The sequence below is a fragment of the Oscillospiraceae bacterium genome, assembly GCA_035380125.1.
Taxonomy (GTDB): Bacteria; Bacillota; Clostridia; order Oscillospirales; family JAKOTC01; genus DAOPZJ01.
The window spans coordinates 93,637-106,471 of the sequence record DAOSWV010000001.1 but is presented as its reverse complement, the minus strand read 5'-3'; the positions used below and the strand labels follow the sequence as shown (position 1 = coordinate 106,471).

The 12,835-nt window shown below is 47.8% G+C and carries 10 protein-coding genes; 5 read left to right on the top strand and 5 right to left on the bottom strand.

The genetic code is table 11. The features are described 5' to 3' along the window. Positions 1 to 97 precede the first annotated feature (97 nt). The 3 genes from PK629_00430 to PK629_00420 form a co-directional block, all read right to left on the bottom strand. On the bottom strand, positions 98 to 1,468 hold the full coding sequence (locus PK629_00430; protein HOP09939.1) for a sulfatase-like hydrolase/transferase: 1,371 nt from the start codon (positions 1,466 to 1,468) through the stop codon (positions 98 to 100). A 169-nt stretch (positions 1,469 to 1,637) separates the two neighbouring features. After that, entirely contained in the window at positions 1,638 to 1,853 is a 216-nt protein-coding gene (locus PK629_00425) for a helix-turn-helix domain-containing protein (GenBank protein ID HOP09938.1), read from the bottom strand. A gap of 56 nt (positions 1,854 to 1,909) precedes the next feature. Beyond that, positions 1,910 to 3,835 (bottom strand): AAA family ATPase, encoded by a 1,926-nt coding sequence (locus PK629_00420; protein ID HOP09937.1) that lies wholly within the window; start codon positions 3,833 to 3,835, stop codon positions 1,910 to 1,912. Positions 3,836 to 4,419: 584 nt separating this feature from the next. On the opposite strand from PK629_00420, the gene PK629_00415 reads away from it, so the two are divergent. Beyond that, complete coding sequence (locus PK629_00415; protein ID HOP09936.1) at positions 4,420 to 4,800, top strand: hypothetical protein; 381 nt, start codon at positions 4,420 to 4,422, stop codon at positions 4,798 to 4,800. Positions 4,801 to 4,848: 48 nt separating this feature from the next. Here the strand turns inward: PK629_00415 and PK629_00410 are convergent, their stop codons facing one another. Then, positions 4,849 to 6,987: a DUF3604 domain-containing protein gene (locus PK629_00410; protein HOP09935.1), complete on the bottom strand. Its 2,139-nt coding sequence runs from the start codon at positions 6,985 to 6,987 to the stop codon at positions 4,849 to 4,851. A gap of 207 nt (positions 6,988 to 7,194) precedes the next feature. Here PK629_00410 and PK629_00405 point away from each other — a divergent pair, with 207 nt between their 5' ends. Both PK629_00405 and PK629_00400 read left to right on the top strand, forming a co-directional pair. Next, positions 7,195 to 7,929: a GH25 family lysozyme gene (locus PK629_00405; GenBank protein ID HOP09934.1), complete on the top strand. Its 735-nt coding sequence runs from the start codon at positions 7,195 to 7,197 to the stop codon at positions 7,927 to 7,929. Between the two features lie 72 nt (positions 7,930 to 8,001). Continuing rightward, positions 8,002 to 8,835, top strand: a complete 834-nt coding sequence (locus PK629_00400; protein ID HOP09933.1) for an MBL fold metallo-hydrolase — start codon at positions 8,002 to 8,004, stop codon at positions 8,833 to 8,835. Positions 8,836 to 8,887: 52 nt separating this feature from the next. On the opposite strand, the gene PK629_00395 is transcribed toward PK629_00400, so the two are convergent. Continuing rightward, positions 8,888 to 10,372 carry an AraC family transcriptional regulator gene (locus PK629_00395; GenBank protein HOP09932.1) on the bottom strand — a complete coding sequence of 495 codons (1,485 nt, stop codon included), beginning with the start codon at positions 10,370 to 10,372 and terminating at the stop codon, positions 8,888 to 8,890. A 299-nt stretch (positions 10,373 to 10,671) separates the two neighbouring features. Here PK629_00395 and PK629_00390 point away from each other — a divergent pair, with 299 nt between their 5' ends. Next, positions 10,672 to 12,039, top strand: coding sequence for a DEAD/DEAH box helicase (locus tag PK629_00390; protein ID HOP09931.1), 1,368 nt, complete (start codon positions 10,672 to 10,674; stop codon positions 12,037 to 12,039). Positions 12,040 to 12,062: 23 nt separating this feature from the next. After that, entirely contained in the window at positions 12,063 to 12,812 is a 750-nt protein-coding gene (locus tag PK629_00385) for a DUF4111 domain-containing protein (GenBank protein ID HOP09930.1), read from the top strand. Positions 12,813 to 12,835 lie beyond the last annotated feature (23 nt).

The following is a 12,835-nucleotide window of genomic DNA, read 5'->3' as shown; positions in this document are numbered from 1 at the left end:
CCACACCAAAGTCCTTCGGGACTTTGGGAACAGTCCGGGGGCCTGTGGTTTAGCCCTCCACAGGCAGAAAAACTGCCTGCGATATAATCTACCTTCCCTACTCCATCTTCGAGCCGAACGGGGCCAGCCGCAAAATCGGATAATTGATATTTTCCAAACTATGATCGCCGGTTTTTTTGACATAACTCCACATCAAAATTACCATATGCTTCACGATTTCGGCGCAGTCCGCGTCGTTGATTCGATTGCGCATCTCCTGCGGGTCCTCTTCAAGATTGTACAGTTCATCGTCGTCAAACCCGTTGAAAACATACTTCCACTGCTTATCCCAGACCACGCGCTGGGTCAATATAATTCTGCCGCCGAAATATTCGGCAAATCCTTTATCCCATTCCGCCGGATCGCCCTTGCCGCAGAGCAGATCGGCAAACGAATTGGAATCGGGGTATTTTTCCGCTTGGCAACCCATCAGTTCCAAAATAGTCGGATAAAGATCATGAATCCCTACACGCGCTTTTAAAATGCCCTGCGGTTTGATTTTGGGCCCCGCAAGGATCATCGGAATGTTATACGCTTCTTCAAACGCTGAAATGTTTTTTTGATACAGCCCGTGCGCACCTAAAAAATCGCCATGGTCGCTTGTGAAAATCACGATGGTGTCGTCTTCCAGATCAAGCGCTTTCAGTTTTTGCAGCAATCTGCCGTATTGCTGATCGATTTCCGTAATAGACGCGTAATAGCAAATTTTGGCCTCTGTTTTTTCTTGATCCGTCAAATCCGAGAATATTTTTGCCGCTCTTTTATACAGATTCGGCTTCCCCTCCAGCGTATCGTTGAAATTTTCAGGCAAAGTGATGTTTTGGTTTTTATATAATTGGTAAGCGTCTTTTCCGCATACATACGGATCATGGGGTTCTTCTGTGCTGACAAAAAGGCACCAGGGGTCATCCGTTTGGGACAGGCGTTCCAAACTGTCCAGCGCATGCTTTACGCTGATGCCGAATGACCTTTCTTCCGGTTTCATATCGGTCACGCCGTATAAAAGGCATGGAGGATACCCCTCCATCTCTTTGATATACCTTGATTTTATCAACGGGGTCTTGACATTTGTCGTCGGGATATAGTGATCCCATCCGTATTTTTTGAGGTTCTCACTCCGCTCGACGTGCCATTTTCCGATATAGGCCGTTTGATATCCCGATTCTTTGAGTCCCTTTACCCAATGCGGATACTGATCTCTGATCACGCTTTGATCGTCATCAACCAAATGTATCACATGCAATACGCCGTGATTATGCGGCAAAAGACCCGTCATCAACGAGGCCCTTGAAGGAGAGCAAACCGCATTCGGGGCATATGCGTTTTCAAAACAGACGCCCCTGTCGATGAGGGCGTCAAAATTCGGCGTGATGCACGCGGGGTCTTTGAGCGCCTTGCCCTGCATTTGATCCACCATCAAAAATAACAGATTCGGTCTTTTAGGAATGGTAAGCCCTCCTTTTTTAAACAGTTCCCTTATATCATATAGAATAACCCATAAAAAATCAAGTCAATAAAAAACCGCCCGTTCAGGGCGGCGGCGATTTATCAAATTGATTTTTCACACACGAATAACGCAGGCAACGGCGTATTGTACCCTATACTTTCTCACCTGTATCGGTCAATGTGAAATTTATATTGAGTTCGCAGTTCAGCGCACGGGCAATTTCCCGCAAATCTCTCTCGCAAAAGTTATCGCGTTTCATTTTGCCGTTTAAGCTCTGGGGACTGATCCCAAGGCGGCGGGCCAATTCCGCCTCGGAGATATTTCCGCGTTTGATTAAAAGAATTCTGATGGTATCGCTCAAAGCCATTGGGCTCACCTCCAACGGCAGCATTATATACCAATAAACTGATAATGTCAATATATTTATGACAATATCAACTTGTGCAAGGCACGCGTTACGGCGATATACAAATTATTTTCACCCCGTTCCTGCCGATAGACCTCATGTTCGGACTCGCAGACCAACACGCAGTCGAATTCGAGACCTTTCACCTTGTCAAGCGCATATACATACACGTCGCTCTCGGTTTCAATCGTATTTTTGCCGACGGTGTAATTTCGGGAAAGCTGTGCCGCGACCTTTTCGCAGCTTGCCGAATCGGGTGTGATAACAGCAATGGTGTTCCACCGTTTTGAATCAATTTCATGCTTGAGCAGCCCGCCCAACTCGACATTATGATGGACTTCAACCGGATCGCCATGGCGTTGAAAACCCTCGATTTTTTGGTTTCGGATAATGGTTTTGCTGAACTCGACAATCTCATATGTCGAGCGATAACAGCGGTAAAGCGTGATATTCTCGGCTTTTTGACGGTACACACGCTGTATATATCCCACCTCATCATCCGAATAATTGAGGGACTGGTTGATATCCCCGACTATCAAAAACGGGCAGTTGAACCGGCAGTTCATAACGGCGTGCTGAAGCAAAGTGAGGTCCTGCATCTCGTCGATAATCAGATAATGCGCATCGTCAGCGGTGATAGAGCGAAAAAGTGTGTGCTGCAGCAATGCGGCGATATCTAGATCAACACCCGTCATATCGGTTTTGATATTCTTTTCGGAGTAAAGCCAGAGCAGAAAGCGATCATATGCCTGCTGCAGCGTAAGCGGAGTGAGCATCCGCTCCGTTTCCGAATTGACCGATGCCAAAAAGTCACGCTTGGATTTTTGATGAAAAAAGCCGCTGAAATTTCGTTTGATGTCTTTTTTTACGGGACGCAGCCGTGAAAAAAGCGGCAAATGTTTGTATTCGGTAAAAAACAACCGTTCGATTTCCTCTTTGGGCACAGTGCATTCGTCAAGTACAATGTCGGTCGGCAAAAAGCACTCCGATTCAAGCGTTTGGGCGAACTCCCCGAGTGAAGAGACGACTGCAAACTGCTCGGGAATACCGAGTTTTACAGAACAATCCGGACTTCCGATTTCAGCTCCTTTTAAGATCAAAGAGCGTTGCTCCTCATATGTATGCAGGCGGATATTGTCCTCGTTCAAGCTGGGCAAAACGCATGAAATATATTGGTGCAGATGCTTTTTGGGAGAGATGAAAACGATTTGATCGGATTGCAGCCGTTCGTTTTTATAAAGCAAAAAGGCAGCGCGGTGCAGTGCGATGGAGGTTTTGCCCGAGCCAGCAGGCCCAAACAAAAAGACAGATTGTTTGGGATTGATGCGCACGATTCGGTTTTGGTCACATTGTAGAGAAGCGACGATGTTTTTCATCTCGCGGGTGGCGTTTTGATTGAGATACGCCAACAACATAGTGTCATGAACAGGGTCGGAGATATCGGTGACCGACTCTAAAATACCGTTGCGAACGAGGATTTGATTCTTTTTGCTCATTTCAAGGTCGATGATGCTGCCGTTTGGGCTCTCGTAGCTGCAAGGTCCCACTTCGTTTTCATAAAACAACCCCGCAATGGGCGCGCGCCAATCGAGCACCAACGGTTCGAGCGTTTCGTCGTCATACAGACCCTTGATTCCGATATAGTAGGTCCCATCGGTCTCGTCGCCGGCAAAACGAAGAAGCATATTCCCGAAAAAAGGAGAATAAAGCGCCCGCTTCAATTGCCGCAGTTCCTTGACGTTGCCGTCCGCCATCTCGTCTTGGAACATGCTTCGGTCGTTCCAAAACGCCATTTCGTATCCGTCGATATCGCGAATATTATTTCGCACATGCGCGATGGTGTTCTTTCGCTCGTTGGAATAGTTTTTCAGGTTCTTCTCCAAGTAATTGATTTTTTTCGAGATAAAGTCTGTAACCGATTTAAGATACAATTTCACCGACATATTGACCTCCTAAAAACAGATCTGTGGGTCTTGCATTATACACCATAAAATTGATTGTGTAAACATTTTTTATTACTTTATAAATTATTTATTTAATATATCCCAATTCTATTGACAAAAGCATCAAGATGGTGTATAATAGATATGTCAGTTGTGAAAAACGGTGCCATAGATACGGGGGGCAGCAAATCAGATATCCGCTGGTTAACCGTAGACGATTACGACATTTTTGCCGAACACCTTGCATTATGCGGGCAGAAAATCTGCGAAAAAATCCATATGAGAATCCGCATATCTGGAAAAGACGGTATATTGCGGTATCTTTACCGACAATAAAATGGTCGCCCGCGCTTGTGCGGAAAAATATTCGGAGGATTTCTGGGAGATCGCCGACGTCCGAACTGTCAAAGAATTCAGAAATCACGAATATGCCTATCAACTGTGCTTATTTGTTCTTACATATATTTTATCGCAAAACAAAACAGCCACCATAAGGACGGAAGAAGATAATGATGCCATGCAAAAAGTAATCCGCAAACTCGGATTCACGAGATTGCAAACAAAAAAACGTAGGAGTGATCTATTTGAAAACAAAAAGTAACGCTTCTCCATTCATTATTTTAATAATAATTGCTCTTTTTTATGGCGCGTTCTTTTTTACATGGGGAACTTCACTTATAAAATGTGATTACTTGACATGGAAATATTATTCCGACTTTGAATATGCCTACTCCTCAAATACAATGCTTGGAGATATGGAATATTTTAAAGTTTTGGAATGCTCCGACAATTCGGCAAAAGTTTATTATGTATCAAAAAACATGAGCGGCGCTGATGTCTTAACTTTTGCTAAAATAAACGGAAAATGGACGGAAACAAGATGGAATACCATTTGGTCAACTACCGGAAGTGCATCGGAAGTTATCTGGCCGTATTGGTGGCACTTTATTTACGGTGGTTTTTAAAATTAATATCGCTTACAATGTATTTTAAAATAAACAACAACGCGTTTTTCACTGATAAACCGCCTCGTCGTCGCGCGTTCCGCAGTAGGAACTGCCCCAATCCAGACGAAGCTTGGGCCGGTCAAATTCGTGATACCATTTAAGCATCATCTCATACCGGCCTTTATACCGGCAGCGGAACACCGCGCAGGAGGTCAGCGTCTCATGCAAAATTCCCACCGGCTCGATATTTTCAAACAGCACCGCATCTTCCTCTAGACGTAAGTAATCTTGAAGCGACTTCAGATACTTTGCGGCTTCGGCTTTTTTCGACTCGTCAAAATCGTCCCCGTCGTTCCAATGCGGACAGGTCTCGTTGATATAAAAAGGCGTCGTCCAAGCATAGCTTTTGTTCGTTTGCTTCACCCGAACATAGACGAAATCGGCGGGCAAATTCTCAATCGTACATTCCCCGACAAAATCAAGCGTGTCGGGGCTCCAGCTGAAAATTACGCGTTCGCCCGAAATCACGTCAATTTTTTCGATGACCTCCGTTCCGTGGCATCTGCATTGCAATTGATAAGAGGATTTTTCGGTCAGTTCACTGCCTGGGAGCTTTCCGTCCAACAGCACCGACAGATAAATCCGATTGCCGTCGGTGGCATAAGTGGTTTTATTTTTCATGGCGTCGAACAGACCGTTCCGCGTCAATTTTTGCGCGTATACGGCGGTGATCGGACCGGTTCCGTAGGCGCAGTCCCGCCGGTTTAAAGATTTTCCGAACCGCCCACGCGACATCTCCACTGCCCGCGGTCCGCCCATCAGTCCCAAATGCAGGTCGGAACACCCACAAACCGCCGGACGGTATCCGAAAGACAGGGCGTGGTGCAAAAGCCATTCCGCGTTGCCGAATGCGCTGCTGATCTCCACGAGATCTTCCCGATCGGGGCGGAAATGCTCCCATTTCGGTGTGGCGCCGCCGATATGACATTCCATCAAAACATCCCGACGGGGATACAGCGTTTTCATCAGCTGCTTCATGTCCGTGCGCATATCGGGCGGAACGGGTTCGTCGGCGTTTTGATAGATCACGGTTCTGTCCTCGTCGGCGGGATGGGCTTCATAGCTCAAAAACGGGATGTAGCAGCCCTCTTTTTCCGTCTCGGTCACGGCGTTTTTATATAAATCCCATATGTATTCCCGATCGGTTGCGGGAAAAGACATCGGACCCACGGCGGAAAAGTCGAACCGACCGATGTCTCTGGCTTGAAGATGCCGCGAAAGCGGATTTACTTTTTTCGTGTTCATATGCATCAGATGCATCGTGGAATCCCCGTAACCGTGGGCGTGCAGATCGCCCCAATAAATATTAAAATCGTGTTCTCCCACCACGCAGGGATTGGATTCAAACGACCTGCCGTTCGGCAACGACGCGGCGATGCGGTATACGCCGGGCGTTGTAATACGCACATTTTCGATGACTTTATTGCCCTTGTCCTCCGGTAAAAACACAAGTTCTTCCGGCAGCCCTTTTACCGCGTCAGTAAGCGTTATTTTCAACCTGCCGGTGAATTCTTCACAGAGGTTGCCGCACAGATCAAAAACCCCGCAGGTCACACGAAACGGCGAATCAAGATTTACGCAGGTGGGAAACAGCAGCCGCGCTATGGTCGGCCGGCTGCGGGCTGTAATCGAAAATTCAAACGGCTTTTTGCCGACAAACTGCCGCTCGTTTTCCGTGACGGCTTCAAGAACGATAAACGCATCGGTGGCAGTCCAATAGGTCTCACAGGGATTTTCGGGCGAACCCAGCGCTACGATCAATTGTTCTCCGGATTCAAAACAACCCGTTTTCAGCGTCAGGCGCACTGCCTTGAAGAAACCCGAAAACGTCGGGTCGAGTTCCCATTTTTCCGCATCTCCCTGAGCCAAAGAGAGATAGTCCTGTTGCCAGACATCAACCATCTGTGTTTTTACGGCAAACGCAATATTCAAAGCGTACAGTTCCAGCGTCAAAGGCGCTTGGATATCCATGCCGTTGTTGGTGAGATAAAACGCCCAATTCCCTCTTGTGCAGGCGGGAACCTGAAATCCGTCGCCTTCATATACCGTGCCGTCAGTGCCGAAAAACCGAATCTCAAATTGTAAATCCGTTCTGTACGCCGTCCAATCGGCATTGATCATACGTTCCAAAGGGCTGGCTTCCATGATACGTTCCTCCCTGCTGTTTTCTCGGGCAGACCTCTTATTATATCAATTTTATTCTATTTTAGAGGCCGCTTTTTGTCAAGTTTGAAAAAAACATGAACATAACCCACAATTTGACTTTTAAATGAACATACGATATTATAAAGCAAGTTAAACCACATGGCAGAAAAAGTTTTTTTAAAAGCATTAAAATCTAAAGGTGTAACCATGAAACGAAAAAGAGTTTTAATTTTCACCGCCGCCGCTGTCATTTCAATCGGTTTACTTTTCTGTATATTGATTTATAACGGCGTTATTATTTTAAACGGAGCAACTGCACAAAAATATTCGGTGCGCGGAGTGGATGTATCCTCATATCAAGGCGAAATCGACTGGGAAACGCTTGCAGGTCAGGATATTCAGTTTGCGTTTATCAAAGCCACCGAGGGCAGCAGCTATGCCGATGCATATTTTGCTGATAATTACAAACAAGCGGCGGCATACGGGCTGCGTGTAGGCGCTTATCACTTTTTCAGCTATGACAGCTCAGGCGGCACACAGGCCGACAACTTTATCAAAACCGTTCCGATCATCGAAAATATGCTGCCGCCCGTAGTCGACGTGGAGTTTTACGGGGACAAAGAGAAAAATCCCCCCGATGCCGAGACCGTTGAAACAGAGTTAACCGCCCTTTTGCAGAAACTTGAAGCATATTACGGATTGAAACCGATTCTATATGCCACCGAAAAATCTTATCAGCTGTATATCGCGGATCGCTTCGACGGCTATGACATTTGGATCCGCAATGTCATTACAACCCCAACCCTCTCGGACAACCGGGATTGGACCTTTTGGCAGTATACCAATCGGGAACGGCTGGACGGCTATCGGGGTGATGAAAAATACATCGATATGAATGTGTTTTACGGGTCAGCAGAAGAATTTGAATCTTATACACGATAAAAAACGCCCTTGACAAAAAAGCAGATCAAGAGCAAAATGGTCCCGTAACAAAAGACGGAGGGACGATCATTCATGCAGATTCAATATCTCGGAACCGGGGCTGCGGAGGGCTTGCCCGCGCTGTTTTGCCATTGTGAAAACTGCCGCCGCGCACGGCTTCTCGGCGGACACAACATCCGCTCCCGCTCGCAAACGCTCATCGACGATAAAATCCTCATCGACTGGCCGGCGGATTCGTTTATGCATATGCGCAACTGCAATATCGACTACGCACACATTTCCACCTTGCTCATCACACACACCCACGGCGATCATTTCTACCCCGCCGACTTCGCGATGCGCCGACCCGGTTTTGCCCATATCGACGACTGCAAACCCCTGGACATCTACGGTTCGGAGGACATTTTGCCGGATATGGAAAAATATATCGTCAAGCTGCCCGAAAGCAACCCGAACCTCATTCGTGTGCATATTGTCGCACCCCGCATCACCTTTGAAGCGGACGGTTACCGGATCACACCGCTCGAAGCCGTCCACGGTACCGACCACCCCTATGTCTATGTGATCGAACACGGGCAAAAGACCCTGTTCTATGCCCACGACACCGATATTTTTGAAGACGCGGTTTGGAATTTTATTAAAAACAGGGGCTGGCGCTTTGATTTTGTGTCGATGGATTGCACCGAGGGGTTAAAGCCGATCGAATACCGCGGCCATATGAATTTTGAGCGAAATCTGCGGTTTCGCAAAACATTGAAAGAACGCGGTGCGGCAGACGGCAACACCGTATTCTGCCTCAACCATTTTTCGCACAACGCCGAAGCGGCGCTTTATGATGATATGGCTCCGATCGCCGAAAAAGAGGGTTTCATCGTTGCATACGACGGTATGAAATACGATTTTTAACAGCAAATATCCCCCGGATTTTCCCGGGGGATATCGATTTTAAACGGATATTTCAAAGTACCTGCTCAAGTTTTTTGAGCAATGCAAGCGCCTCGGTGTCGGCGGCTTTGCAGCGATCGATCAATTTTGCGAGCTTGCGGCGGGTTTCGGGTTGTGCCAACGCCTTGAGCTGCTTTTCGTCCCGGCACCAACCGCCGAGCGTCTTATACATCTCAAACGCACCGTCTCTCACAATTCCGAATTGCATGGCAATCTCCGCAAACAGCGGCTGCCCGGGATTTTTTTCGGCTTGCTTTGCAAAAAACTTCGCCGCATTATCCCTGCCGTCTGCAAGGCAGTCCATCCCGTCACCCTGACACATCAGCCGCTCGACGAGCAGCGGCATGATCAAATCTTTCGGGAACTGGCTCTCATCCGTGATCGCCTTTTTCCAGGTCTCGTATGCCAGAATACCCTTTGCGTAATCGCCGTATTTTCTGCCCGAAAGCACGGTGACGGCGTTATGAACCAGTTCCTTGAGCGGCATCGGGGCTTTGACTTTTTCACCGAGTGACATCACGGCATAAGTGCCTGCGTTTTCCCACCAGCGGTCGGTGATAAAATAGCCTGACTCGTCGAACTTCACCTGCGTTGCGAATTCGGGGCTGTCTTGAAAAAAGTTCCACCCAAGCAGCGTTTTGCCGTTATCGCGGTAACCGGTGATCAGGCAGGCCTCCGGCGGGCCGATGAACCCGAGCCCGATACAAGGCGAACCCTTGTCGATCTGCTCTCTGATAAAGTTGATAAACTCCTCTTTCGTTGCGTTCGATTTAACTTCGGAATTTTTCTCATCGTTCCTGAAGAATTCGCCTTTGCACAACATTGTGAATTCCCGACCAAGGACTTCGATTCCCTTTTTAAAAGCCATGATCGGATCGTCAAACGCAAGCAGGACATCGACATTCCCGCCGTTCCAGCAGGTCTCGTCCCAGGTTAATCGGAACGCCGCACCGCTCGCCGTCATCGCATAATCGTAATCGACGTCCTCGCCGAGATAGTTTGCCGCTCCTTTGAGGCAGATCGGGAACGGCGTGCAGCCGTAGACGCCGTAGCCGACCTTCGGAACGCCGTATAAAACTGTGCTGTCCTGCGTATTTTTCGGTTTAATCTCCATGCTTAAAATCCTTTCCGAGACGCCGAAGACCCCCGCGCAGAGTTTGATGTTTCCGACCGGTGGCCTCTGCTTTCGGAACTCTTGCGGCGTTCTGTTCGTGATGCGCTTGAAAGCGCGTGTGAAGGTGTCAGGATTTTGAAACCCGTATTGAACGGCGATGTCCAGAATGCTTTTCTCACTGTGGATCAAGTCGAAGGCCGCATGCGATACCCTGCGTTCCAAGATATAGCGCGACAGTGAAGTACCCGTCAGCCCGGCAAAGATCGCCCGAAGATGTGAGAGTGAGAAGCCTGTGCACTTTTCCAACTCTGCATAGTCGAAACCCGACTCAATCCGGTTTTCAATAAATACAGTAACCGACCATATGACCAGAAAGTAATCCATGAACATCCCTCGCCCTTCATGCATGAAGTGATTTGATTATATCATACTGATATAATCCGTTCTCGACTTTTTTAATGGCGATAAGGCGCATCTCTCACCCGCTTTAAATCATACTATTAAAACTTGAATATATTTTTTATCTATGTTATACTATTAAAGTAGCGTATTATGGGATGTTTATGTATGCCCTTTACTTCATGATACTTCATATCCGCTTGATTATAACGCCATGCGTTTTTAATTTAAATTGCTTATCACCCATTAAAGTAAAGGAATAATTTTAGAAAGAGATTTTTTTCATGTCATTTAGCCAATTGCAGCTCTGCCCTCAGATTTTGAAATCGCTGGAGGAACAGGGCTACGAAACCCCGTCGCAAATTCAGGAAAAAGCCATTCCGGAGGTGCTTTCCGGCCGCGATATTTTGGGCTGTGCCCAAACCGGAAGCGGAAAAACCGCCGCTTTCGCCCTGCCGATCCTCCAACTTTTATGGAGTAAATACGGCAGCGATAACGATCATTCCAAAATCCGCACGCTGATTCTCACCCCTACCCGAGAGCTTGCCATTCAAATTTACGACAACTTCAAGGCCTACGGACGCCACCTGCCGCTGCGCTGCGGTGTGGTCGTCGGCGGCGTCAGTCAGAAAACACAGGAACAAATGCTCACAAAAGGCATTGATATTTTAATCGCAACACCGGGACGGCTGTGCGACCTGATGGATCAGGGCGTTATCAGTTTAAAATCCGTCGAATTCTTCGTACTGGATGAGGCCGACCGGATGCTCGATATGGGCTTCATTTACAGCGTCAAACGGATCGCCCGCGCGTTGAGATCCGACCGCCAGACCTTGTTGTTTTCCGCCACGATGCCCACCGAGGTCGTCCGTTTGGTGGACACCCTGCTCAAGGATTATGTCCGCATCGATATCTCGCCCGACACCCCGGCTGTTGAGACCATCGAGCAGCGGCTCTATTACGTCGATACCGCACACAAAAAAGACCTTTTACTCGACATCCTTGCCGATGAAAACATCCGGCAGGCTCTGGTGTTCACTCGCACCAAGCACGGCGCAGATATGCTCACTAAACAGCTTGTAAAAGCCGGCGTATCGGCGTTGGCCATTCACGGCAACAAGTCTCAGAACGCACGCCAAAACGCGCTGAGAAGTTTTAAAGACGGCTCGGTGAGAATGCTGATTGCGACGGAGATTGCCGCGCGCGGCATTGATATTAAAGAACTGCCCTATGTGTTTAACTACAATATCCCGGAAGAAGCCGAGATGTATATCCACCGTATCGGGCGTACCGGCAGAGCCGGACAAGGGGGCGTTGCGATCTCGTTTTGCAATTACGAGGAGCTTCCGTTGATCCAACAGGCCGAAAAACTGCTCACCAAGAGCATTCCGGTCGCCGAAAACCCCAAATATCCGCTGACCGACACAACGGTTCACAACAAGACAGGCCGTTCGGGAGGTCAAAACCGCCGCGGTGCTTCTCTTGATACAGCCAATATCGGACGTGTCAATATTAAAAGCGTTTCCGAGAACCGTTCTGCCGCAAAACCGGCCGAGGTGATTGCCAAAAACAATGCCCTTGCCAAGTCCACCGCACCGAACGCGCATCGTTATAACCGTTCCAGAGTCCGGTCATACGGAAAAAGAAGATAAAAAGTACAGTATAACGCCACATCATGGAACCGTTTGAACTCCTAAATATCATTAAAGCAGAATATCAAGCCGTTCTCAACGAAAATCTGTGCGGGATTTATGTGCACGGGTCGCTTGCGTTCGGGTGTTTTAATCCGGTCAAGAGCGATATTGATTTCATTGTTGTTGTGAACGAACCGCCGACTCTCGACCAAAAGCAGGCATTGATTCAAACGCTGCTTCAGCTGAACCCGGAGGCGACGAAAAAGGGGTTTGAGATGAGTGTGGTGCTGCTTCGAGATTGCTTAAACTTTTCTCACCCGACGCCTTTCGAACTGCATTTTTCCAATGCATACTTAAAAAGAGCGATTAAAAACCTGCCTGAATATTGCCGTACCGTGCACGGAAAAGACCCCGATTTGGCTGCGCACTTTACCGTAATTAAGCATATCGGGATCGTCCTCTGCGGAAAACCGATTGACGAAGCGTTCGACGAAGTTCCGAAGGCCGCTTATCTCGACAGTATCAAAGCCGATCTCGAAAATTGCGAAAGCGAGATAGAAAACAGTCCTGTCTATTATATCCTCAATCTCTGCCGGACGTTGGCTTATTTCAGAGACGGAATCGTCGTTTCGAAATCGGACGGCGGAAAATGGGGGATATCACATCTTCCCGATAAGTATACCGCGCTTATTCAAGCAGCGCTGGACAGTTATTCATCGGATGCGGAATTTGAATCAAACAGATCCGTCCTGCGGGAATTCGCCCGTGAGATGTTGTTAAAAATTATATAACAACCATAACAGCTTTCACATTT